At 63.9% G+C, this 23306-nt stretch carries 18 protein-coding genes and 2 tRNA genes; 12 read left to right on the top strand and 8 right to left on the bottom strand.

From position 1 onward, the window contains the following. The first annotated feature begins 44 nt into the window (after positions 1 to 44). From wecB to alr, 3 genes are all read left to right on the top strand, one after another. Complete coding sequence (wecB, locus tag M2335_RS09165; RefSeq protein WP_264595388.1) at positions 45 to 1235, top strand: non-hydrolyzing UDP-N-acetylglucosamine 2-epimerase; 1191 nt, start codon at positions 45 to 47, stop codon at positions 1233 to 1235. Between the two features lie 376 nt (positions 1236 to 1611). After that, on the top strand, positions 1612 to 4299 hold the full coding sequence (locus M2335_RS09160; protein ID WP_264594471.1) for a TonB-dependent receptor plug domain-containing protein: 2688 nt from the start codon (positions 1612 to 1614) through the stop codon (positions 4297 to 4299). 84 nt (positions 4300 to 4383) lie between these two features. Continuing rightward, a complete protein-coding gene (gene alr / locus M2335_RS09155; protein WP_264594470.1) occupies positions 4384 to 5430 on the top strand; it encodes an alanine racemase in 1047 nt (348 codons plus the stop codon). A gap of 50 nt (positions 5431 to 5480) precedes the next feature. On the opposite strand, the gene gyrA is transcribed toward alr, so the two are convergent. Continuing rightward, complete coding sequence (gene gyrA / locus M2335_RS09150) at positions 5481 to 8192, bottom strand: DNA gyrase subunit A (RefSeq protein WP_264594469.1); 2712 nt, start codon at positions 8190 to 8192, stop codon at positions 5481 to 5483. 306 nt (positions 8193 to 8498) lie between these two features. Between gyrA and M2335_RS09145 the strand changes: the two genes are divergently transcribed. Further along, on the top strand, positions 8499 to 9803 hold the full coding sequence (locus M2335_RS09145; protein WP_264594468.1) for a hypothetical protein: 1305 nt from the start codon (positions 8499 to 8501) through the stop codon (positions 9801 to 9803). Between the two features lie 104 nt (positions 9804 to 9907). Here the strand turns inward: M2335_RS09145 and M2335_RS09140 are convergent, their stop codons facing one another. After that, on the bottom strand, positions 9908 to 10381 hold the full coding sequence (locus M2335_RS09140; RefSeq protein WP_181559673.1) for an Lrp/AsnC family transcriptional regulator: 474 nt from the start codon (positions 10379 to 10381) through the stop codon (positions 9908 to 9910). 148 nt (positions 10382 to 10529) lie between these two features. On the opposite strand from M2335_RS09140, the gene M2335_RS09135 reads away from it, so the two are divergent. Both M2335_RS09135 and M2335_RS09130 read left to right on the top strand, forming a co-directional pair. Further along, a complete protein-coding gene (locus M2335_RS09135; protein ID WP_264594467.1) occupies positions 10530 to 12254 on the top strand; it encodes a histidine kinase dimerization/phospho-acceptor domain-containing protein in 1725 nt (574 codons plus the stop codon). Positions 12255 to 12361: 107 nt separating this feature from the next. Continuing rightward, positions 12362 to 12437: transfer RNA gene (locus tag M2335_RS09130), tRNA-Ile, on the top strand. 110 nt (positions 12438 to 12547) lie between these two features. On the opposite strand, the gene M2335_RS09125 is transcribed toward M2335_RS09130, so the two are convergent. Beyond that, a tRNA-Pro gene (locus M2335_RS09125) sits at positions 12548 to 12624 on the bottom strand. Between the two features lie 228 nt (positions 12625 to 12852). Continuing rightward, positions 12853 to 13059, bottom strand: a complete 207-nt coding sequence (locus tag M2335_RS09120) for a hypothetical protein (RefSeq protein ID WP_181559675.1) — start codon at positions 13057 to 13059, stop codon at positions 12853 to 12855. Positions 13060 to 13321: 262 nt separating this feature from the next. Between M2335_RS09120 and ettA the strand changes: the two genes are divergently transcribed. Further along, a complete protein-coding gene (gene ettA / locus M2335_RS09115) occupies positions 13322 to 15001 on the top strand; it encodes an energy-dependent translational throttle protein EttA (protein WP_264572842.1) in 1680 nt (559 codons plus the stop codon). Between the two features lie 241 nt (positions 15002 to 15242). On the opposite strand, the gene M2335_RS09110 is transcribed toward ettA, so the two are convergent. Continuing rightward, positions 15243 to 15626 carry a gamma-glutamylcyclotransferase gene (locus tag M2335_RS09110; RefSeq protein WP_264594466.1) on the bottom strand — a complete coding sequence of 128 codons (384 nt, stop codon included), beginning with the start codon at positions 15624 to 15626 and terminating at the stop codon, positions 15243 to 15245. Positions 15627 to 15629: 3 nt separating this feature from the next. After that, positions 15630 to 16271: a carbonic anhydrase gene (locus tag M2335_RS09105; RefSeq protein WP_181559678.1), complete on the bottom strand. Its 642-nt coding sequence runs from the start codon at positions 16269 to 16271 to the stop codon at positions 15630 to 15632. A 65-nt stretch (positions 16272 to 16336) separates the two neighbouring features. Between M2335_RS09105 and lipA the strand changes: the two genes are divergently transcribed. Both lipA and M2335_RS09095 read left to right on the top strand, forming a co-directional pair. Next, the gene (gene lipA / locus M2335_RS09100) at positions 16337 to 17275 is read left to right on the top strand and encodes a lipoyl synthase (RefSeq protein WP_264572844.1); all 939 of its coding nucleotides are present in this window, start codon (positions 16337 to 16339) and stop codon (positions 17273 to 17275) included. Between the two features lie 6 nt (positions 17276 to 17281). After that, positions 17282 to 17758, top strand: coding sequence for a type II toxin-antitoxin system RatA family toxin (locus tag M2335_RS09095; protein ID WP_181559680.1), 477 nt, complete (start codon positions 17282 to 17284; stop codon positions 17756 to 17758). Here the strand turns inward: M2335_RS09095 and M2335_RS09090 are convergent. Together M2335_RS09090 and M2335_RS09085 are read right to left on the bottom strand one after the other, a co-directional pair. Then, positions 17704 to 18243: a CinA family protein gene (locus M2335_RS09090; RefSeq protein WP_181559681.1), complete on the bottom strand. Its 540-nt coding sequence runs from the start codon at positions 18241 to 18243 to the stop codon at positions 17704 to 17706. The genes M2335_RS09095 and M2335_RS09090 overlap by 55 nt on opposite strands. Before the next feature lie 105 nt (positions 18244 to 18348). Then, positions 18349 to 19557 (bottom strand): bifunctional 2-C-methyl-D-erythritol 4-phosphate cytidylyltransferase/2-C-methyl-D-erythritol 2,4-cyclodiphosphate synthase, encoded by a 1209-nt coding sequence (locus M2335_RS09085; protein WP_264594465.1) that lies wholly within the window; start codon positions 19555 to 19557, stop codon positions 18349 to 18351. 84 nt (positions 19558 to 19641) lie between these two features. Between M2335_RS09085 and dusB the strand changes: the two genes are divergently transcribed. Genes dusB through ntrC form a run of 3 tightly spaced genes read left to right on the top strand, consistent with a single transcriptional unit; the run spans position 19642 to position 23238 of the window. Beyond that, a complete protein-coding gene (gene dusB / locus M2335_RS09080) occupies positions 19642 to 20676 on the top strand; it encodes a tRNA dihydrouridine synthase DusB (RefSeq protein ID WP_264594464.1) in 1035 nt (344 codons plus the stop codon). Beyond that, entirely contained in the window at positions 20666 to 21787 is a 1122-nt protein-coding gene (locus M2335_RS09075) for a two-component system sensor histidine kinase NtrB (protein WP_264578904.1), read from the top strand. Before dusB ends, M2335_RS09075 begins: the two co-directional genes overlap by 11 nt. Next, positions 21784 to 23238 carry a nitrogen regulation protein NR(I) gene (gene ntrC / locus M2335_RS09070; RefSeq protein ID WP_264585061.1) on the top strand — a complete coding sequence of 485 codons (1455 nt, stop codon included), beginning with the start codon at positions 21784 to 21786 and terminating at the stop codon, positions 23236 to 23238. Before M2335_RS09075 ends, ntrC begins: the two co-directional genes overlap by 4 nt. Positions 23239 to 23306 lie beyond the last annotated feature (68 nt).

Here is a 23306-nt window from a genome sequence, read left to right as displayed (position 1 = left end):
AACCATCGGTTAAATGAGACTTGTCTGTGGGGGGCAAGCGAACGATGGTGCGCTATAAAGTGATGCTGGTTTTCGGCACGAGGCCCGAAGCCATCAAGATGTTTCCTGTCTATGATGCGCTGAAATCTCTACCGCAGATCGAGACGAAGGTCTGCGTTTCCGCACAGCATCGGGCCTTGCTCGACCAGGTTCTCGACCTCGCCGGGATTGTGCCGGACTTCGATCTCGACATCATGGCGCCGGACCAGACGCTCGATACGTTGACGGCGCGGCTCATCCTCGCCTTGGGCGCCGTGTTCGACGCCGAACGGCCCGACAGGGTGCTGGTCCACGGCGATACCAAGACCGCAATGATGGCCGCCCTTGCGGCTTATTACCGCCGCATTCCGGTCGGGCATGTCGAGGCGGGCTTGCGCAGTGGCGATATCTATAACCCATGGCCCGAAGAGGTGAATCGCCGCATCATCGCCTGCGCGGCCAATCTGCATTTCGCCCCGACGCCGGGGGCAGCGGCAGCGCTGGAAGCCGAGCATACGCAAGGGCGGATTATCGTTACGGGCAACACGGTGGTGGATGCCTTGCTCGCGACTCAGGGCAGGCTGCGGGAGCAGCCTTTTTTGGCGGGCTCGATCGCCCCCGTGCTGCGGCACTTTTCAGGGCGCCGGATCGTTATCGTCACCAGCCACAGGCGGGAGAATCTGGGGCAGGGGCTCTCGAACATTGCCGCCGCCATCCGCACCCTCGCCCAGCGCGACGATGTGGCCATCATCTGGCCGGTCCATCCCAATCCACAGGTCCGCGCCACGCTGGAGCCCGCGCTTTCCGGCTTGGAGAATGTCGCGCTGATTGAACCGGTGGATTATCCAGGATTTGTGGGCCTGCTCGATGCAGCCTCCCTGGTGTTGACGGATAGTGGCGGCATCCAGGAGGAAGCGCCCACATTTGGCAAGCCCGTGCTGGTCATGCGGGAGACGACCGAACGGCCAGAGGGCATCGAGGCCGGCACCGCCCGTCTCGTCGGCACCGTCCCTGATCGCATAGTCGCCGAAGTCGCGCGGTTGCTGGACGACCCGCAGGCCTACGCCGCCATGGCCCATGCCCATAGTCCTTTCGGGGATGGCCAAGCCGCCGCGCGCATCGCGGCAGTGCTGGCCGAAGAAGCCGCAGCGCGATGGGTGGTGGTGCCCAGCCTCGGAAACCTGCAATCGGTTTCCCACGTGCCCAGCGCGCCATAGAGCGCGGCTTGGCATCATGATCTCGCCTGCGACCGGGCAAAAACCCGGCGGAGTCTATGCGGTGCGAGTGATTGTCGAAGTCGGGCGACCGGCCTGAATCGCGTTTATCGGCGATTTCTACGGGCTTGCCAGAGCAAGGCTGATTAGAATCGCCGACATCTCCTTTCGACGCAGTTCGATTTGTTCTCCTTCGCTCAGTCATCAGGAAAGAGCGGATCACCCAACGACCGACCAGCAGAATCCCACACAATCTAAAGCAGTTGTATTTGTCGGAGCAATCGATTGCAAAAATGTTTAGACAAAGTGTATTCATTTTCGTAAGTCGATATCGACGATCGACAGTAGGGCCGATCGCGCTGTCATATTGGGGAGGATCATGGCCAACAATGGCTTCCGGCGCGCATCTGCGCTTGGCTTCGTGTCGTTTGCCGCGCTTGTTGCGTCGCAGGGTGTCAGCGCTCAGACGGGCACCGCACAGACCAATCAGTCCGAGGATGATGCCGCGAACACCGCTGACATCGTGGTGACCGGCACCCAGCTGCGCGGCGTTGCGCCGGTGGGTTCCTCGGTGATCGCGGTCGGCCAGCAAGAAATCCGCGACACGGGGCTGGCCACGACATCGGATATCCTCAAGACCATTCCGCAGGTGTCCGCCTTGGGGCCGGGCGAAGCCACGCTGGGCACCAACGTCAACAGCGCGACGCTCAACAGCACCCGCGCCAATGGCGTTAACCTGCGCGGCCTCGGCACGCAGGCGACGCTCACCTTGCTCGATGGCCGCCGCGCCCCTCCGGGCGGTGTTGCCGGCCAGCTCTTCGATGCCTCGGTGATCCCGGCCATTGCGCTCGAACGGATCGACATCGTGGCGGACGGCGCTTCGGCCACTTACGGCTCGGACGCTGTCGCGGGCGTTGCCAACCTGATCCTGCGCCGCAACTTCGACGGGCTGGAGGCCAGCGCGCGTTACGGCTTCGCTGATGGCTATGACGAATGGCAGGGCAATGCCATTCTCGGTAAGAAGTGGGACACCGGCTCGGTGATGATTGCCGGCGACTATTATTACCACAGCCGCCTGCGCCAGGAAGATCGCGCGGAGCTGTTCCAGTGCGATCAGCGTGCTTTTGGCGGGTTGAACAACTGCGCCTTCGCCAGCTCGCCGGGCAATGTGATCGATCCCGCGACCTTCACCCGCTACGGACTTCCGGGTGGCAGCGGTGAGAATCTGACGCCTGCCAACCTCTCGACCACGCCCAACTTCCAGCAAAGCTATGTGAACAATGATCTTCTGCCGCAGCTCAAGCGCTGGAGCGTCATTGGCCGCCTCGATCAGGAACTGACGCCTGCGCTCAAGATGTGGGCCAGCGGCTTTTACTCCAAGCGGACCCTGAACCAGCGCGCGGGGTCTCTGACGCTGGGCGCCGCGACGCCCGTACCGAGCAGCAATCCCTATTTCATCGAGTTCGCGCCGGGGCAGACCTCGCAGATCGTCGAATATGCCTTTAACGAATATGGGCCGATCCAGGGCAATATCTACGAAAGCTCATACCAGCTGGCGACCGGGTTTGACTATTCGCTGGATGGCAACTGGCAGCTTTCCATCTACGGCTCCCATGGCGCCACGGAAGGCGGCGCCAAGACGGACGGTTTCCTGAACACGGCTTTGCTCTCCGCCGCGCTGGCTGATTCCAACCCCGCGACGGCCCTGAACGTCTACGGGACCGGGCAGAACAGCCGCGATCAGATCGACCGCCTTGTCGCCTTCTTCGACGTGACCGGCCTCTACACGGTCGACCTCGTCAACGTGAAGACGGACGGTGCGCTCTTCAACATCGGCGGCGGCGCGGTGCGCATGGCGGTGGGCGGCGAGTTCCACCATGATTATTACCGCAACACCGCCGCCGAGAATATCAACGGGCCGTCGCTCTCGCAGATCAACCTCTTTGGCGATACGGCCAGCTCTCGCGACGTCTGGTCGGCCTTTGCGGAAGTAAACGTGCCGCTGGTCGGTGCGGCCAATGCCATGCCGGGCATCGATCGGCTCGAGTTGAACATTGCCGGCCGCTATGATCACTATAGCGACGTCGGCGGAACGACCAATCCGAAGTTTGGCATTCGCTACGATCCCGTGCCGGGCGTCTCGGCTCATGCCAGCTACGGCACCTCATTCCGGGCGCCGACGCTGTCCGATACCAACCCCGCCAGTACGGCGACGGTGTTTTCGATCCCCAATTTCGGGCCGTTCGGCAATGTGATCGAATATGTCGGCGGCAATCCCGATCTCAAGCCTGAGAAGGCCACGACCTGGTCGGTTGGCGTCAAGTTCACCCCGCCGAGCAGCGGCTTCACTGCGTCGCTGGATTACTTCAACATCGATTATAAGGACGTGATCGAGACAGCGCCGGTGTTCAGCGTGCAGGTCTTCACCGACCCGGCCTACGCGCCGTTCGTGACCTTCAACCCGACCGTCGCGCAGGTGAACGCGATTTACGATCTGCCCTGGGCGCCGCCGGCGATCATTGCAGCTTCCGATGTCGATGCCATTGTCGATGCCCGCCGCAACAATGTCGGGCGCATCAAGATGGACGGGCTGGATTTCCTCGCCAACTATGCGTTCGATCTGGGCGGTGGATCGGCCAATATCGGCGTCTCGGGCACCTATCTGCTCAGCTATGGGCGAGCGACCGGCCCGACCTCGCCAACGGTGGACCGACTGAACCTGGCCAACTTCCCGCTGCGGTTCCGTGGCCGCGCCAATCTCGGGTGGCGAGGCGACAATTTCGGCGCCACGATGTTCGTGAACTATACCAATGCCTACACCAACACGGTGGGCACCATCGCGCCATCGCAGTCCGTCGACTCCTACACGACGGTCGATCTGACGCTGACCTACGACGTGCCCAAGGCGGATGGCGTGCTGAGCGGCCTGTCCTTCTCGCTGAGTGCGCTCAACCTGTTCGATGCCGCGCCACCCTTCGCGGCGATCGCCAACAATCAGGTCTATGACTCGACTGTGGCAAATCCGCTCGGCCGGTTTGTCTCGTTGACAGTCCGCAAGGCGTTCTGACCCGGTGTCACCCGTGCCCTCCAGCAGGGCGCGGGTGGCCGGATTGCTCTCGACGGGCAGGGGCGAGCGCGCTACCCCGCCGACATGATCGACTGTCCCTCATCGCCGCTGGCCCTGCATCTGGATCGTGACGCGCTGATCGCCAATTGGCGCTGGCTCGCAGGGCAGAGTGGGGCGGCAGCCTGCGGGGCAGCCCTCAAGGCCAATGGCTACGGCCTCGGCGCGACCGAGGTTCTTCAGCATCTGCTGGCCGCCGGGTGCCGGGATTTTTTCGTCGCGACATGGCAGGAAGCGGCAACACTGCTGCCATTGCTGGAAGGCGCATCGCTCAGTGTGTTGCACGGGGTGCGCGCGGAAGATTTGGCTTTTGCGCTGACAGCACCGGCAAGACCGGTGCTGAACAGCGCCGCGCAAGTCGCCCGATGGAAAGCTGCAGGCGGCGGCCCGTGCGATGTCATGATCGATACCGGCATGAACAGGCTGGGTCTGCGCCCCGATGAGCTTGGCTCCGGCGTGCTCGATGGGCTGGAGATCGAGACATTATGCAGCCATCTGGCCTGCGCCGATGAAGCGTCCGATCTGAACGCTGTGCAGCGCGCGCGCTTCGATGCCGTGCGCCAGCAGGTGCCAGCGCGGCGCTACAGCCTGGCCAACAGCGCAGGCATTCTGCTCGGAAGCGACTACGCCTTCGACCTCACCCGTCCGGGCCTGGCGCTCTATGGCGGCTTGCCGACGCAGGTTGCGTCCGGCCATATCCGCCCGGTCGTGCGGCCCCATGCCCAGATTCTCCAGCGTCGCCGGGTCGAAGCTGGCGAAACCGTGGGCTATGGCGCAACCTTCACCGCGACAGCACCTGTCGAGACGGCGATCGTGAATCTCGGTTATGCCGATGGTTATCTGCGCGCCTTTGCCGGTGGAGGGGTGATGCTCCACGATGGACAGCGACTGCCGCTGCTGGGGCGTGTGTCCATGGATTTGATCGCCGTAGATGTCAGCACGGCGCCTGATCTGGAGGAAGGGGCGTGGCTGGAGGTCGCTTATGACCTGCCCGGCGCCTCAGCACACACGGGGCTATCTCAATATGAATTGCTGACTGGGCTCGGCCAGCGGTTCGAGCGGCGCTGGGTCTGATCATGAACCGCCCGCCAGCGCGCTCAAGGCAACGCTGACGGGCCTGTTCCTCATTCCGCGGTGTCGGAGGCCTCGCCCTCGGCCGCCGGCATGTCCGCCTCGACCTCGTCCGTGCTTTCCTCAATCCGCGCGGCACTCACGACATGCTCGTTCTGCGCCACGTCGAACAGGCGCACGCCCGCAGAACCACGGCCGATCACGCGCAAACTGCTTAGCCCCATGCGGATGAGCTTGGCCTGATCGGTCACCAGCATGAGCTGATGCTCGCGGGTCGCCGGGAAGCTCGCCACGACCGGGCCGTTACGCTCGATATTGTCGATGTTGGTGATGCCCTGGCCACCACGCCCGGTGCGGCGATACTCGAAGGCTGAGGAGAGCTTGCCATAGCCATTGGCGCAGACGGTCAGGATGAACTGCTCGCGGGCGCGCAGGGCCTCGAAACGGTCGGCAGCCATCTTCGGCTCGCCCTCCTTCTCGCCCTTCCATGGAGCAAAGCGCAGATACTCCTCGCGCTCTTCCATGTCCTGAATACCGGCACGCTGGAGCACGGAGAGCGAGATGACCTCGTCGCCTTCCTTCAGCGTCATGCCGCGCACACCGGTGGAGTTGCGGCTCTGGAACTCGCGCACATCATCGCCGCGGAAGCGGATCGCCTTGCCCTGGCGGGAGGCCAGCAGCACGTCATCTTCTTCGCTGAGGAGTGCGACGCCGATCAGGCGGTCGTCGGCGTCCTCACCCTCAAACTTCATCGCGATCTTGCCGTTCGAGGGGATATTCGCGAACGCATCCATGCTGTTGCGGCGCACACTACCCTTGGCGGTGGCGAACATGACATGGAGCTGCGCCCATTCATTCTCGTCTTCCGGCAGTGGCAGCACCGTCTGGATGGTCTCGCCCTCGGCCAGCGGCAGCAGGTTGACCATCGGACGTCCGCGTGTGGCCGGCCCGCCTTCCGGCAAGCGCCAGACCTTGAGGCGATAGACCTTGCCCAGCGTCGAGAAGAACAGCACCGGCGTGTGCGTGGAGGTCACGAACAGCTCGGTGACGACGTCCTCTTCCTTGGTCGCCATGCCGGCGCGGCCCTTGCCGCCGCGATTCTGGGCGCGGAAGGTATCGAGCGGCGTGCGCTTGATGTAACCTGACATGGTCACGGTCACGACCATGTCTTCGCGCTCGATCAGATCCTCATCCTCAATGCCGTCGGCAGCGGGGGCGAGGGTGGAGCGACGCGGCGTGGCGAATTCAGCTTCGATCGCATCGAACTCGGCGCGCATCACCTCGAACAGGCGAACGCGGCTGGCGAGGATCTCGAGATAGCCAGCAATCGCATCGGCCAGCCCCTTGAGCTCATTGCCGATCTCGTCGCGGCCAAGCGCCGTCAGCCGGTGCAGGCGCAGATCGAGAATGGCGCGAACCTGCGCGTCCGACAGATGATAGACGCTGCCCGAGGGCTCATCATCCGCGGCCTCGACCAGCTTGAGATAGGGCGCGATGTCCCCGATCGGCCAGGCGCGCGCCAGCAGCGCCTCGCGGGCCGCCGCCGGACTGCTCGCCCCGCGGATCATGCGCACGACTTCATCAAGATTGCTGACCGCAATGACGAGGCCGAGCAAGATGTGGGCGCGGTCCCGTGCCTTCGCCAGCTCGAACTTGGTCCGGCGCGTGATCACTTCCTCACGGAAGCGCACAAACGCCTCGATGATGTCGCGCAGCGTCAGCAGCTCCGGCCGCCCGCCACGGATGGCGAGCATATTGGCCGGGAAGCTCGACTGGGCGGGCGTGTGCCGCCACAGCTGATTGAGCACCACATCCGCCGTGGCATCGCGCTTCAGCTCGATGACGACGCGAACGCCCTCGCGGTTGGATTCATCGCGAATGTCCGAGATGCCCTCAATCCGCTTGTCCTTGGCCGCCTCGGCGATCTTTTCGACGAGACCGGCCTTGCCGACCTGGAACGGAATTTCGGTGAGGACGATCTGTTGGCGGTCCCCGCGCAGAGTCTCGATGATATGGCGCGAGCGCATGATGATCGATCCGCGCCCGGTCGTATAGGCCGAGCGGGCGCCAGACTGGCCCAGGATGAGCGCGCCGGTCGGGAAGTCCGGCCCCGGCACGATTTCCATCAGCTCTTCAGCCGAGATCGCGCCATTATCCATGTACGCCTTGCAGGCGCGCAGCACTTCGCCGAGATTGTGCGGCGGGATATTGGTGGCCATGCCGACCGCGATGCCGCCGGCACCGTTGACCAGCAGGTTCGGGAAGCGGGCAGGAAGCACCTGCGGCTCGCTCTCGCTGCCATCATAGTTCGGCAGGAAATCGACGGTGTTCTTGTCGAGATCGTCGAGCAGCGCATTGGCGACCTTGGCGAGGCGCGCCTCAGTATAGCGCATGGCCGCCGGCGAATCCGGGTCCATCGAGCCGAAATTGCCCTGACCGTCGATGAGCGGCACGCGCATCGACCAGTCCTGCGTCATGCGCGCCAATGCGTCGTAGATCGAGCTGTCACCGTGCGGGTGATATTTACCCATCACGTCGCCGACGATGCGGGCCGATTTTCGGTAGGGCTTGTTATAAGTGAAGCCCATTTCGTGGGCGCCGAACAGGATGCGGCGATGCACGGGCTTCAGCCCGTCGCGCACATCCGGCAGCGCGCGGGACACGATCACCGACATGGCGTAGTCGAGATAGCTCGACTTCATCTCATCGACGATGTTGATCGGGCTGATATCCGAGGGTTCGGCGAGGATTGTCTCGTCGCTCAAGCGTTTTCTCTTATGATTACGTGGTGGGAACTCGAAGCGGTGTGACTAGCCCGCGACTGCAGAAAAGGCCAGAGAAAAGGGCAAAATTGCACGCTGTCACGAACCGGTCGAAGCCGAATGGGGGCGGGAGCACGACGGCTTGCCGATTTCCCGTACCAACCGGCATCGCGCCCTCATGACAAGCCCCGGAACGGTGGTTATAGCGACATTCAATTCCCGTTCACGCGTGATCCTGCAGTGCAGGGCCATGAAGTCAGCGGGATCCGCGACTTGGGGGCCGAGATCTTAGTTCTGGAGGAATATTTGATGCGTCTGTTCAATACCACTGCTCTTACGATCACCCTGGCCGCGTTTGCGGCGGGCGCCTTCGCAACGGCTCCCGCATCGGCGCAGAGCCGGGATGGCAAGCAGGCCGAACAGAGTTCGGCACCCAAGATTTCGCTGAGCCGCAGCTTCCAGAAGGGAGCGGTCGAGGCCCAGGAGCTGGTCAAGAAGCAGGATTTTGCGGGCGCCAAGGCGAAACTGGACGAGATCCAGTCCACGGCCACCAAGCCCGACGATCGCTACTTCTTCGGCAGCCTGCTGCTGCAGGTCGGCATCAACCAGAAGGATGAGGCCATCCAGCGCCAGGCTCTGGAAGCGATGATCGACTCCGGCATGACGCCGGCGACCGAAGTGGCGAAGTTCCACTATTTCGTCGGCCAGTTCGCCTTCAACGCCAAGCAATATGATCAGGCCCGCACGCACTTCCAGTCGGCGATCGATGGCGGCTACGGCGGCCCCACGCCCGACGTGCTGATCGCCAACACCTATTTCAACGAGGCGCAGGACCAGATCGTCAACAACCAGTTCACCGATGCCGGCAAGGCCAAGGTGGAGCAGGGCCTGCCGCACCTCAAGCGCGCGATCGAACTGCAGAAGGCATCCGGCCAGCCTGTCGATGCGAGCTGGTACAACAAGGGCCTGAGCATGGCGGTGTTCGCCAAGTCGCCGACCCTCTCCGACTGGACCAAGCTGGCACTGCCGGTCAGCGGCACCCCGGACAACTGGGCGCTGGTGCTGCGGATGTTGCAGGACGAATATCCCAATGCGACCCGCGACGAGAGCATCGACATCATGCGTCTGATGGCGGCCACCAAGTCGCTCAAGAGCGCCTATAACTACAATGAATATGCAGAGGCGGCCAATCGCCTCGGCCTGCCCGGCGAGGTCAAGGCAGTGATCGATCAGGGTCGCTCCAGCGGCGTTCTGAGCGGCACCACGCTGTCCGACCTCTATCAGGTCGCGACCAGCGGGATCACGCAGGATCGCGCGTCGCTTGCAACCTCTGAGAAGAGCGCCGCGTCCGCCGCTACTGGCAAGCCCGCCGCCAACACCGCCAGCGCCTTCATGAGCTATGGCGACAATGCCAAGGCCGTGACCCTGTATCGCCTCGCGCTGCAGAAGGGCGGCGTGGACGCGGACGAGGTGAACACACGCCTCGGCATCGCGCTCGCTCGGTCGGGCGACAAGGCCGGTGCTCTGGAGGCATTCGGCAAGGTCAGCGGCACCGGCGTGCGCAAGCGGACCGCCGACCTCTGGACGGTTTGGCTGAACAGCTCCAACGCCTGAACCCCTGCGGTTCGATTGAAAAAAGTTAGAATGCCGGCGGCTCTGTCGCCGGCATTTTTATTGGGCGTTGGACGGACTGCCTCAGCCCTCAGCCACGCCCGGGCTCAGCGGCCGACCGGCACCCCTGGCAGGTTCTTGGACGTGCGGATCGTCAACGACGTCTTCACGCTGGCCACATTGGGCGCTTGCGTCAGCTGCGAGGTGAGGAACTGCTGAAAGCTGCGCAGGTCCTGCGCCACCACCTTGAGGATGAAATCGATCTCGCCGTTCAGCATGTGGCATTCGCGGACCTCCGGCAGCGCCGCGACATGGGCCTCGAACGCCTGCAAATCCTCTTCCGCCTGACTTTTCAAGCTGACCATGGCGAACACCGTCGTCGTGTAGCCCAAGGCGACCGGATCGAGATGGGCGTGATAGGAGGCGATGAAGCCGCGATCCTCCAGGCTTTTCACCCGGCGCAGGCAGGGCGGGGCGGTCAGGCCGACGCGCCGTGCCAGCTCGACATTGGTCAGGCGGCCATCCTCCTGAAGCAGGTCGAGCAATTTGACGTCGGTCTCATCCAGCGAACTACCGGGCATAGAGGACATTTCCTTTCACGGCAGATGTTCTTGCAGACATATAATGTCGCTGCAACGTAATTGTCCCACAATGCAACGTCCCATTTTTTAACGCTAGGCGGGTGGGTTTACCATCAGTACACGCGGTTCCGTTACAGGGGCCAACTGAATGCGTTTCAACGATCTTCTGCGGACGGTGCTGGCCAATGGCGGCGAGGGCACAGGTGCCGCCGTGACGCGCTGGCGCCAGTGCATGGATCTGCTTGCCCAATATGATGTCTCCGGCGCGGAAACCCAGAAGCTTTCACCGGACGAGGCGCACACCATCCTGACCATCCTGCAGGAGGCCCGGCCGAAGGTGAGCTTGGAAGGCCGCATCGCATCCGTCGTGGAGCTTGGGTCCAGACTCCGCTCGCCCACGCTGGTGCAATGGTTGGCGGGCGACCATCCTTCGGTTGTCGTGGCGATGATGAAGTCGGTCCGGCTGACCGGCGAAGACTGGGCCGCGATCATACCGCATCTGGGTCCGCTGGCGCGCAGTGTTCTGCGTCGCCGTCCGGATCTGCCGGAAGCCGCAATGGCCGCGTTACGACGCTTCGGCGAAGTCGATCTGTCGCTGCCGGCGGCCGAGGTTCGGCAGGCGGAAGCAGAGACGTTGAGTGCGGACCGGGTCGCTGGGACCGACGAGCTTGATCGCTCGGGCAGCACAGACGAGGCAAGCCAGATCGGCCGTCTCGTTGCGCAGATCGAGCGGTTTAAGAAGGCGAACCCGTTCAAGGCGGCCGGCGCCGCTGACCCGGTGCCGGATGCAGTCCAGCAAGAGTCTCGGGTCCAGAATACGCCGGACGCCGATGTCGACAGCTTTCAGTTCGAGACCGATGCTTCGGGCCTCGTTCGCCTGACCGACGGCGCATTTCCCGAAGCGATCATTGGCCTGAGCATTGCGACGCCGGGCGTGGATGTCAGCCATGGAGTGGATGGCGCCACGCTTGGGGCATTTCGGCACCGCGCCGCATTCGAGAATAGCCGCCTGACCTTGCAGGACGGTGCGCTGGCGGGCGAATGGCGCATCTCTGGCGAACCGCATTTTGACCGGCAGAGCGGTCGCTTCCGGGGCTATACCGGCATTGCCCGGCGTGAGCGGCGGTTCGAGGCGCCGGTTCGCCCCATCGACACGCAGCCGAGCGACGAGGGCACCACGCTCTCCGCCACCAGCACGCGGCAACTGATCCATGAGCTGCGCACGCCGTTGAACGCCGTTCAGGGCTATGGCGAAATGATAGAAGCGCAGATCCTGGGCCCGGTCCCTGAGGTCTATCGCGACATCGCCCGGGCCATCCTAGCGGATGCACGGGCATTGCTGACGACCTTCGACGATCTCGACGCGGCAAGCCGACTGGAGCGGGGAGACCTCTCGGCCCAGCAGGATGATGTCGATCTGACCGCTGCCCTGCATAGGGTGGTGGACGCCGCCGGCTTTGGCCAGGCCGTCAATCTCTCGGTCGAGAGCGGCTCCAGCCTTGTGCATGGCGACCGCAACCAGATCGAACGCATGTTGAATCACCTGATCCGCATCGGCCATGCCGGTTTGGCTGCGGGGGAACAGCTTGTCCTGTGCGTCTGTCCGGCGCCGGAGCGCGCCTCCGTGAGCTTGACGATGAGTCGCCCGACGGCCTTGCGCGGCATCGAGGCGCGCGCCTTTCTCGAACAGGGTTATGTGGTCGAGCAGCGCCTCTATGGCGACACGCCGCCGCTCGGCCTTGCGTTCACCCTCAAACTGGTGCGGGGAATCGTCCGCCATCTCGGCGGGGAGTTCGCCATCACGGCACAGGCCTTTGGCATCGTGCTTCCGACCGCGCCCGAGGCCTATCGCGAGCAGGGCCATAACGGCTGATCCGACGCCTGTTCGCTCCGCTCGCCACCATGCATCAAGACTTGCCAAGCAGGATCGCCGCAAGCTAACGCGCCCAGAGCCGGCGCCATGCGCTGCGGTGGAGAATGGGGCCTGTAGCTCAATGGTTAGAGCTGGCCGCTCATAACGGCTAGGTTGCGGGTTCGAGTCCTGCCGGGCCCACCATCCATCGAAGAGCGGACGTTGCTGCGCCTTGCGCTTGCCGCAAAGGCAGAGCGACCGCCCGGCCCAATCATGGCCGCGCGGGTTATGATATTCAGAAAATAAGGGAAAAGTGGTCGGGGAGACAGGATTCGAACCTGCGACCCTCTGCTCCCAAAGCAGATGCGCTACCAGGCTGCGCTACTCCCCGATCCAGGGCGGGCCTTAGCTTTCGCTTTGCCCTTGATGCAAGCACAAAGGCCGCGCCGATGCCGGATGTGCCCGGTGGCGAGGCGGCGATGATCGCAAGGAGATCACCGGTGCCTGTAACTGGCGGGCACGATCCAAACGGCAGAGCCGGCGACCGTACCACCAAATGTAAAGGCGGCGCCGATGATCGACGCCGCCCTTGAACAATGCGCAGAAGCGCAGTCGCAGATTACTCTGCTGCGTTCGCCGCGTTGTTCGAGACGTTGGCGAGGTTGTCCATCGCGTTCGCAGCATTGTCAGCAGCGTTGGCAGCGGCGTCCAGCTCGTTCACAACCAGCTCGTTGGAGACGTTGTTGGTCTCAGCAGCCGGCTTCTCGCCGCACGCTGCAAGGCTCATGAGCGCGATCGCGGCGCCGGCCACAGCAAACTTCTTCATATTATTAGGCTCCCATAGCAAAGGTCGTGCACAGCAAAGGGCACGAGCGGCCCAATTAACGCATGCCGCAGGGAAATCAATAGCCTTATCAACCAAAGTGCTTGGCAATAAGGGACGGTTTTTCGCGTGGGACAGCGCTTTGATGGTGATGGGGCGAAGAGCGGCGGAGCGGGACAACCCGGGATTTGCCAATGGACCCGCCGTAAGCTAACCGGGCGCCAATTCAAAGACACTCCATTCCGCTCAAGAGGACCGTTTCCCAATGGCCGTCCAGTACAGCTTTGTCATGAAGGGTCTGACCAAGACCTTCCCCGGCGCAAACAAGCCGCTTTTCAATAACATCCACCTTCAGTTCCTGCCGGGAACGAAGATCGCGATCATCGGCGTCAACGGCGCCGGTAAATCGACGCTGATGAAGGTGATGGCCGGCATCGACAATGATTACACGGGCGAGGCCTGGGCCGCTGAGGGGATTCGCGTCGGCTATCTGCCGCAGGAGCCGCAGCTCGACCCCGACAAGACGGTGATCGAGAATGTGAAGGACGGCGTGCGGCCTGTCGCCGATCTGGTCGACCGGTTCAACGAGATCAGCGCGATCATGGGCGATCCGCCGGAAGATTGCGATTTCGATGCGCTGATGACGGAGATGGGCGAGCTTCAGGAGAAGATCGACGCGGTCGACGGCTGGACGCTCGACAATCAGCTTGAGATCGCCATGGAGGCGTTGCGCTGCCCGCCGGGCGACTGGAGCGTCGACAATCTCTCGGGCGGTGAGAAGCGCCGTATCGCCCTGTGCCGCCTGCTGCTGGAAAAGCCGGACATCCTGCTGCTCGACGAGCCGACCAACCACCTCGATGCCGAGAGCGTCCAGTGGCTGGAGCAACACCTGATCAACTACACCGGCAACGTGATTCTCGTCACCCACGACCGCTACTTCCTAGACAATGTCGTCGGCTGGGTGCTGGAGCTGGATCGCGGCCGGGGCATCCCCTTCGAGGGCAATTATTCGAGCTGGCTAGACGCCAAGGCCAAGCGCATGGCGCAGGAAGAGCGTGAGGATGCGGGCCGCCAGAAGGCGATCAAGGAGGAGCTGGAGTGGATCCGGCAGTCGCCCAAGGCGCGCCAGACCAAGAGCAAGGCGCGTATCCGGGCGTTCGACGAACTGGTCGAGAAGCAGGAGAATCGCGCGCCGGGCAAGGCCCAGATCGTCATCCAGACACCCGAGCGCCTTGGCGGCAAGGTGATCGAGGCCAAGAACCTCACCAAATCCTATGGCGACAAGCTGCTGTTCGATGATCTCTCCTTCACGCTGCCGCCGGGCGGCATTGTCGGCGTGATCGGCCCGAACGGCGCGGGTAAATCTACGCTGTTCCGGCTCATCACCGGGCAGGAACAGCCCGATTCGGGCAGCATCGAAGTCGGGCCGACCGTGCGCCTGGGCTATGTCGACCAGAGCCGCGATGCGCTCGATCCGAATCATAACGTCTGGGAAGAAATCTCCGGCGGGCATGATCTGATGACCATCGGCAAGCATGAGTTGCAGACGCGCGCCTATGTCGGCGCCTTCAACTTCAAGGGGCCGGACCAGCAGAAGAAGGTCGGCCAGCTATCGGGCGGTGAGCGCAACCGCGTCCACATGGCCAAGATGCTCAAGGAGGGTGGCAACGTCCTCCTGCTCGACGAACCGACCAACGACCTCGACGTCGAGACGCTGCGCGCGCTGGAAGACGCGCTCGAGAACTTCGCCGGCTGCGCCGTAGTCATCAGCCACGATCGCTTCTTCCTCGACCGCCTGGCGACTCACATCCTCGCCTTCGAGGGCAACAGCCATGTCGAATGGTTCGAAGGCAATTTCGAGGCCTATGAGGAAGACAAGCGCCGCCGCATGGGCGACGCGGCGGATCGGCCGACGCGACTCGCTTACAAGAAGCTGACCCGCTAGCGGAGGCTTGCAGGAGGGGCAGGGAGCTCGGTGGGTCAGAGACTCATCGCCGCTCCCGTCAGGCCGCTCGGCTGCCCCTTACTGGAGAATCGGACCCGGTCTGGTGCTCCGGCGGATTGCTTTTGACGGACAAGGGGTCGCCACCATGCTGGCGATTTGTACCAGCTGCTTCACGAGCGTCCGCCGACTCAGCGCGGATCGACCCAATGGCGAGGGCGCTGGATGTCGGCGTGACGCCGGGCTAGGCATTGCGCCATTGGCCGTTGGCGATGACCGGCAGGCCCTCGACACTGCGATTATACTCATAGGTCCAGACCCGGCGCCCACTGTCCAGCAGGTCAACCTCGATGCGGCGATACTCTGACGCACCGGGCTTCTCGGGGTCGTACAACTCGTAGACATCCATTTTCTCGAGCAGCACTGGGTCGCGGATGCCGATCAGTTCGCCATGCACCACGCCGGACTCGCCCGTGACCAACCCGGGATAATCGCCCAAATGATAGAGCCGGCCGACAACCCGATCCGGCCCGATACGGCGAACGCCGCCCTCCATGCCGAGCGCCGCGAAGCCCGGTCCGCCTGTCATCAATAGTCCGTAGACGAAGAAGGCGACTTCTGTGTCCATTGCCTATTCGAACGGAGCGAAGTCGCCGCTCTGCTCATCGAGCACATGCAGGACGCCATCGGATATGGCGAAGAATGCGCCTCGCAGGGCCAGCGCACCGCTGGCTTCCTTTTCCGCGATCCACGGGAACGTGCGCAGATTAGCGAGGCTGACCTTGACGGCCGCCAGTTCCATCGCCCGGCCCGCCGCGCCGCCATGGTCGCTGCCATGCGTCGCGACGACCTCTGCCCGCGCATCATCGAGCAGGGATATCCAGTTCGCGATGAACCCGCCCTCGCCGGGCGCCGCATCGTGCATGGCCCGGGTGAGCGCCGCGTTGCAGCCGCCGCACATGCCGTGGCCCATCACAAGAATTTCCCCCACGCCGAGGAACTGCACGGCGAACTCGACGGCAGCGGAGACGCCGTGCCGCCCGGGATTGGTCTCGAACGGCGGGACTAGCGCCGCCACGTTGCGGACGACGAAGATTTCCCCGGGACTGGTGTCGAAAATCTGGGTCGGATCGACGCGGCTATCCGAACAGGCGATCACCATAACGCGCGGGCTCTGGCCCTCGCTCAGTTCCGCCCAGCGCGTGCGCTGTTCAGACCAGTCCTGACCGCGAAACCGGCGATATCCTTCGAGCATGTCTGAAAACTGTACCATGGCAATTTCTTTGCCGATGATCGTGGGGGCTGGCAAGCGGGCTTTGCGGTCGCTATCTGGGCGGCATGAACGATCTCTCGTCCGATCCCGCAGGCTTCCGCCCGCGCAAGCCCGACTGGATCCGCGTCAAGGCGCCGGTGAGCGCCGGTTACGAAGCCACACGCAAGCTGATGCGCGACAAGGGGCTGGCGACGGTCTGTGAAGAAGCGGCCTGCCCGAACATCGGTGAGTGCTGGACCAAGAAGCATGCCACGGTGATGATCCTGGGCGACACCTGCACGCGGGCCTGCGCCTTCTGCAATGTGAAGACCGGGATGCCCCGGCCCGTCGATCCGCGCGAGCCGCAGAATCTGGCCGATGCCTGCGCCGAAATGGGCCTTGAGCACATCGTCGTGACGTCGGTGGACCGCGATGATCTGGCCGATGGCGGGGCAGGGCAGTTCGTGAAGGTGATCGAGGCGTTGCGCCGCACCACGCCGGAAACGACGATCGAAATTCTGACGCCGGATTTCCGCAACAAGCATGAGGCCGCCGTGGAGGCCATCGTCGCGGCGCGGCCGGATGTGTATAATCACAATCTCGAGACGGTGCCCCGGCTGTATCCCACGATCCGCCCCGGCGCGCGCTACTATGCCTCGCTTCGGCTGCTGGAGACGGTGAAGCGCCTCGATCCCTCGATCTTCACAAAGTCCGGCATCATGCTCGGCCTTGGCGAGCAGCGGCTTGAGGTCCATCAGGTGATGGACGACATGCGTTCGGCGGATATCGATTTCCTGACCATGGGCCAGTATCTGCGCCCGACGCCAAAGCACGCTGCCGTCGCGGAGTTCGTGACCCCGCAGGCGTTCAAGGCTTATGCCGCCATCGCGCGTGCGAAGGGCTTCCTGCAGGTCGCTTCCAGCCCGCTGACCCGCTCAAGCTATCATGCCGGCGACGACTTTGCCCAGATGCGCGCCGCGCGCGAAACCGCGCTCGCCAAAGCCGCGATGAAAAGCAGCCTGTGAACCCCCATGCCCAAGCATAACGAAACCCGCCATCTGCCTTACTCGCCCGAACAGATGTTCGATCTGGTGGCTGACGTCGCGTCTTATCCGGAGTTCCTGCCCTGGGTCAGCGCCATGCGGGTCCGCTCGAACAGCGACACGGAGATGCTGGCGGACATGGTCGTGGGCTTCAAGGGGCTGCGGGAGACCTTCACCTCGCGCGTCGTGAAGGAGCGGCCGCACCATGTGCATGTCGATTATGTCGACGGGCCGTTGCGCCATCTCTCCAACGACTGGCGTTTCCGGCCGGACGGGGAGGGCGGGGTGCTGATCGACTTCGAAGTCGATTTCGCGTTCAAGAGCCGCATGTTCGAAATGCTGGCCGGCCAGGTGTTCGACCGGGCGCTGCGCAAGATGATCGGCGCTTTTGAAGAGCGGGCGGCGGCCCTTTACGGCGCCGATGCCTCGGGCAGCAGCAGTTCGAGCGCACATAGCGCCGCCTGAAGCCGCACTTTCGCGCGGCCTTCATCCTCAAATTTCCGCAAGTCAGCGACGGCATCGGCATCCTGCATGCCTTTTTCCGCGCGGGCGAACACGACCGTCCCCACCGGCTTCAGCTCCGTTCCCCCATCGGGACCGGCCACGCCGGTGATCGAGACGGCGACATCGGCGCCCGTCCGGTTGAGGGCACCATGCGCCATTGCCCAAGCGGTGGCGATGGAGACCGCCCCGAAGGCATCGATCACATCTTCGCTCACACCGAGCAGCTTGACCTTCTGCGCGTTGGAGTAGGTCACGAAGCCTGCCTCGAACACGGCGGACGAGCCCGGAATTTCGGTCAATGCAGCCGCGACGAGTCCCCCGGTGCAGCTCTCCGCTACCGCCACAGTGCGGCCAATGGCGCGATTTTCCGCGATAACGCGGCGGGCCAGAGCAACGAGTTCGGGCGGCAGCACGCCATCGGCTTTGTTCAGGGTCGACTCACTCATGATCGTCCACGCATGATCGCATCGAGTGGAAAAGCCAACGCCAATAATGATGGCCTCGATGAGCGGGAACGGTGGCGGGCCGCAGTTGGTTGCCTTGGGGCCGCGTCACGATGCCGCTTCAGCATCGTCGTCCGGCAGGCGCAGGGTGACCACCGCCTGCGCCGCGATGCCCTCGCCGCGGCCGGTCAGCCCCAGTCGCTCGGTCGTGGTGGCCTTCACGCTGATCCGGGCTTCCTGCAACATCATGATCTCCGCCAAGCGGGCGCGCATCGTCCCGCGACGCGGCCCGATCTTGGGTGCCTCGCAAATGATCGTCACGTCGACATGATCGATCCGACCGCCGCGCGCCGACACGCGATCGCAGGCGAAGGCCAGGAACCGATCCGAAGCCGCGCCCTTCCATTGCGGGTCGCTGGGTGGAAAATGGCTCCCGATATCCCCCTCCGCCAGCGCGCCAAGTATCGCATCGACCAGCGCATGGATCGCCACGTCGGCATCGCTATGGCCGGAGAGGCCATGACTGTGGGGGATCTGCACGCCGCACAGCCAGAGATCTTCGCCTTCCACAAGGCGATGCACATCGAAACCCATGCCCACGCGCGTGCTCATGCCGGCCGTCAATATTCGCTCCATCCGTTCGTGATCGCCCGGTCCCGTGATCTTCTCAAGCGCGCTGTCGCCTGGCACCAATGCCACGTCGATGCCCGCGCGCCGCAACATCTGCGCGTCGTCGGTCGGTTCTTCGGGGCCCGTCCACTGCTGATGGGCGGCCATGAGCGCAGCAAAATCGAAGCCCTGCGGAGTCTGCACGCGCGCGAGGGTCGACCGATCGACCACCTGGCCGGCCTCGTCGCCACCGGAGCGCACCAGCGTGTCGACCACCGGGAGTACCGGAACCACGCATCGCGCGCCATCGGCGAGTGCGCCGAGCACGCGGTCGATGACGGCAACCGGAAGCAGCGGTCGGGCGCTGTCATGAACGAGCACATGGGCTGCACCGGGCTCGCTGCCGGCCAACGCCTCAAGACCTGCGCGAACCGATAGGCGCCGGCTGCTGCCCCCTGCGACGATCGTCAGGCCTTCCGCGCGGGGACCGAGCAGGCTGCGCATCGCATCCTCGCTGCCTGGCGGCACGACGAGCGCCATAGGGCCAACGCCGGGATGGGCGCGCAACGCATCCAGCGCATGGGCCACAACCGGCTTGCCGGCGAGCGTTCGCACCTGCTTGGGTGTCTCGTGACCGGTGCGCAAGCCGGCACCGGCAGCGAGCAAAATCGCGGCTGACAGGCCTGCGCGAGGGGCTTGATCGGGCATGGAGGCGCGCTTAGCGCACGGCTTGCTTGCCCGCCAGCGTCATTCGCGGTAAGGGCTGCCTGTTTTTTAGGCAACATTCCGGTCATGACGCTGCTCAAACCCATCCAGATCGGTCCCGTGCGGATCGAGACACCGGTCGTTCTTGCGCCCATGACGGGCGTGACTGACATGCCGTTCCGCACGCTCGTGCGGCGCTATGGATCGGGCCTTAACGTCACCGAAATGATCGCCTCGCCCGCGATGATCCGCGAGACGCGGCAATCGCTGCAGAAGGCCGCCTGGCACCCGGTCGAGGAACCGGTGTCGCTTCAGCTCGCCGGCTGCCAGCCCGCTGAAATGGCTGAGGCAGCCAAGCTCAATGCCGATCGAGGCGCGGCCATCATCGACATCAACATGGGTTGCCCGGTCAAGAAAGTGGTGAATGGCGATGCCGGCTCAGCGCTGATGCGCGACCTGCCGCTCGCTGCCCGACTGATCGAAGCGACCGTGAAGGCGGTCGATGTGCCGGTGACCGTCAAGATGCGGATGGGCTGGTGCCATGACAGCCTGAACGCGCCGGAGCTTGCGCACATCGCCGAGGATCTCGGGGCCAAGCTGATCACGGTTCACGGGCGGACCCGCAACCAGATGTACAAGGGCAGCGCGGACTGGGCGTTCGTGCGCCGCGTCAAGGATGCGGTGAGGTTGCCCGTCATCGTGAATGGCGACATCTGCTCGCTCGACGACGCGCGCACCGCGCTGGCGCAGAGCGGTGCCGATGGCGTGATGATCGGGCGCGGCGCCTATGGCAGGCCCTGGCTACTGGGGCAGGTTATGCAGGGGCTGGTGAGCGGCCGGACCGTTGAGAACCCCGACATTGCCGAGCAATATGCCGTGATCGTCGAGCATTATCGCGCGATGCTGGATCACTATGGTGAGACGACCGGCGTCAATATGGCCCGCAAGCATCTCGGCTGGTACACCAAGGGCCTGCCCGGCTCGGCCGAGTTCCGCAACATGGTCAATCAGGTGCCGGATGCGGCGACCGTGCTCGATATGCTGGAGCGCTTCTACGCCCCGTTCGTGACGCACCCTGAACGGCTCGATCAGGAACCGGAACAGGCCAGGAATGCAGCCTGAGGCCGATTTCAGGGCTGGGGCGGATGCGAATGCACCGACCCGATCCCTGCCTGCCGCTGCCGAAATCGTCTCCGCGCATCCCGTCGCGACATTGATGATCGATCCGGACGGCCGGATCGTCCTGGCTAATGCCCGCGCAGAGAATCTGCTCAATATGGCCCGCTCGGCACTGGTCGGCAGCGCCATCGGGCGTGTGCTGCGCATTGCCGATCCACGCGTCGATGCGGCGATCTGGATGACGGACAAGCCGCTGTCTGCCTATGATATTCAGGTCCATGCCGGGCGGAATGAAGCGCTGGAGATGGATATTCTCATTCATCCGCTGCTGGAGGACGATCGCTGGCGGATCGTCGCCCTGCATGTCCATGGCCAATCGCAGGCGCTCGGCACCCGCCGCACGTCGATGGGCGTGCGCTCGGCGACCGGCGCGGCAGCGATGCTCGCTCATGAGATCAAGAACCCGCTTTCGGGCATTCGCGGCGCGGCGCAATTGCTGGAGGGCGATGCCGGGGAGGCAACCCGGCCGCTCACCAAGCTGATCTGCGACGAGGTGGACAGGATCGCCGCCCTGATCGACCGGATGCAGCATTTCACCAGCAATCAGCCGCTCGAATGCCGACCGGAGAATATCTATCCGCTGCTCGACCGGGCCGTGGAACTGGCGTGCGCCGGGTTCGCCCGCAATTGCACGATCACCCGCACCTATGACCCGTCTCTCCCATTCGCACAGGTGAATGGCGACGCGCTGGTGCAGATCATGCTCAATCTGGTCAAGAATGCGGTGGAGGCCGTGGATGGCATGGCGGATGGCGCGGTTCAGGTCGCGACCGCTTATCGCCATGGCCTGTCGGTGATGGGCGCGCGCGGCAAGGGCGCCGCACCGCTGCAGATCGAGATTCAGGTGATCGACAATGGCCCCGGCGTGCCGGACAATATTCGCGATGTGCTGTTTAACCCCTTCATTTCCAACAAGCGCAGCGGACAGGGCCTTGGCCTAGCGCTGGTCGACAAGCTGGTGCGCGATATGAACGGCCTTGTGCAATATGAGCGCGACAAGGTGGCCGGGCGGTCGATCTTCCGGGTTCTCCTGCCCATGGGAGGGAGCCTATGACGCGCCTGACCGGCAAGGTTCTGGTGGTCGATGACGATCCGGCGATCTGCATGGTCGTCAGCGAGGCGCTCAAGCGGCAAGGCCACATCATCCGCACCGCCGGCTCGATAGCCGAGCGCCATGAGGCGCTGGCGAGCTTCACGCCCGATGTGCTGATTACCGACGTGATCCTGCCGGACGGCGATGGTCTCGATGATGTCGGCAATATTCTGGCTTCCGAGCCTGACCTCAAGGTCATCATCCTCTCGGCGCAGAACACGCTCAACACGGCCGTACGCGCCACGGGGCAGGGGGCATTTGAATATCTGCCCAAGCCGTTCGATCTGAATGAGCTTAGCCGCGCGGTAGCCGAAGCCCTCAGTGTTCGGGCCAAGGGCAAGCTGGCGGAACCCGCGGCTGGTGAGGGCACGGACGACGGCCTGCCCCTCATCGGGCGCTCGCCGCAGATGCAGGAGGTCTATCGCACGATCGCGCGGGTGGTGGGCAATGATCTCAACATTCTGGTTTTAGGCGAATCCGGCACCGGCAAAGAACTGGTGGCCGAGGCGATCCACAGCCTGGGGCCGCGCCGCAATGAACCCTTTGTGGCCATCAACATGGCTGCCATTCCCCGTGAGCTGATCGAGGCCGAACTGTTCGGATACGAAAAGGGCGCGTTTACGGGTGCCTTCGCCCGAACGGCGGGCCGGTTCGAGCAGGCCGAGCGCGGCACGCTGTTTCTCGACGAAATCGGCGACATGCCGATGGATGCGCAAACGCGGCTGCTGCGGGTGCTCCAGTCCGGCGAAATCACGACGGTGGGCGGCACGAGGCCGGTGCGGGTGAACGTGCGCATCATTGCCGCCACCAATCAGGATCTGCCAACCCTGATTAGCGAAGGCCGGTTCCGCGAAGACCTGTTCTACCGGCTCAACGTCGTGCCGATTCGCCTGCCGGCGCTGCGCGAGCGAACGGGTGATGTCGCAATCCTCGCGCGGCATTTCCTCGATCAGGCGGTCTTCGAGGGGTTGCCGAGCAAGCTGCTCTCCGAGCAAGCCGCCGCGCTGCTCGAGCGCTATGACTGGCCGGGCAATGTGCGCGAACTCCAGAACCTGATGAAGCGTCTGACCGTGCTCACGCGCGATCAGGAAATTCAGGTCCAGCATGTCCGCCAAGTGCTGCGCGTGCAGGACAGCGTGGGCGACCCGGCCGACAGCAGCGCCGCCGATCTGGCGGAAGCGGCGCGGCGCTGGGCGCGGGATCACCTCGCGGTCGGCGGCAATGCGAGTCCTTGCGAGCTTTACGACCGGCTGCTCGACGTCATCGAACCTGTGCTCCTGAGTGAAGTTCTCGCCGCAATGGATGGCAATCAAATCAGGGCGGCGGCCACACTGGGGCTCAATCGCAACACCTTGCGCAAGAAGCTTAACCACTATGATATCGACCCCACCATGCCGCTGCGCCATCGCTGATTGCGGTGCGATAGACCGGGGCCGGCCAGCGCCGTAACTTCCACCGTGGCGCGTTAAGCGTGTTTGCT

The organism is Sphingobium sp. B12D2B, from assembly GCF_025961775.1.
Taxonomy (GTDB): Bacteria; Pseudomonadota; Alphaproteobacteria; order Sphingomonadales; family Sphingomonadaceae; genus Sphingobium.
Note: the sequence above shows the minus strand (reverse complement) of the source record. Positions and strands in the feature narration are given on the sequence as shown.

Coding starts and splice junctions, on each gene's coding strand:
- wecB (WP_264595388.1), top strand. CDS start 45: ATGGTGCGCTATAAAGTGATGCTGGTTTTCGGCACGAGGCCCGAAGCC.
- M2335_RS09160 (WP_264594471.1), top strand. CDS start 1,612: ATGGCCAACAATGGCTTCCGGCGCGCATCTGCGCTTGGCTTCGTGTCG.
- alr (WP_264594470.1), top strand. CDS start 4,384: ATGATCGACTGTCCCTCATCGCCGCTGGCCCTGCATCTGGATCGTGAC.
- M2335_RS09145 (WP_264594468.1), top strand. CDS start 8,499: ATGCGTCTGTTCAATACCACTGCTCTTACGATCACCCTGGCCGCGTTT.
- M2335_RS09140 (WP_181559673.1), bottom strand. CDS start 10,381: ATGCCCGGTAGTTCGCTGGATGAGACCGACGTCAAATTGCTCGACCTG.
- M2335_RS09135 (WP_264594467.1), top strand. CDS start 10,530: ATGCGTTTCAACGATCTTCTGCGGACGGTGCTGGCCAATGGCGGCGAG.
- M2335_RS09120 (WP_181559675.1), bottom strand. CDS start 13,059: ATGAAGAAGTTTGCTGTGGCCGGCGCCGCGATCGCGCTCATGAGCCTT.
- ettA (WP_264572842.1), top strand. CDS start 13,322: ATGGCCGTCCAGTACAGCTTTGTCATGAAGGGTCTGACCAAGACCTTC.
- M2335_RS09110 (WP_264594466.1), bottom strand. CDS start 15,626: ATGGACACAGAAGTCGCCTTCTTCGTCTACGGACTATTGATGACAGGC.
- M2335_RS09105 (WP_181559678.1), bottom strand. CDS start 16,271: ATGGTACAGTTTTCAGACATGCTCGAAGGATATCGCCGGTTTCGCGGT.
- lipA (WP_264572844.1), top strand. CDS start 16,337: ATGAACGATCTCTCGTCCGATCCCGCAGGCTTCCGCCCGCGCAAGCCC.
- M2335_RS09095 (WP_181559680.1), top strand. CDS start 17,282: ATGCCCAAGCATAACGAAACCCGCCATCTGCCTTACTCGCCCGAACAG.
- M2335_RS09090 (WP_181559681.1), bottom strand. CDS start 18,243: ATGAGTGAGTCGACCCTGAACAAAGCCGATGGCGTGCTGCCGCCCGAA.
- M2335_RS09085 (WP_264594465.1), bottom strand. CDS start 19,557: ATGCCCGATCAAGCCCCTCGCGCAGGCCTGTCAGCCGCGATTTTGCTC.
- dusB (WP_264594464.1), top strand. CDS start 19,642: ATGACGCTGCTCAAACCCATCCAGATCGGTCCCGTGCGGATCGAGACA.
- M2335_RS09075 (WP_264578904.1), top strand. CDS start 20,666: ATGCAGCCTGAGGCCGATTTCAGGGCTGGGGCGGATGCGAATGCACCG.
- ntrC (WP_264585061.1), top strand. CDS start 21,784: ATGACGCGCCTGACCGGCAAGGTTCTGGTGGTCGATGACGATCCGGCG.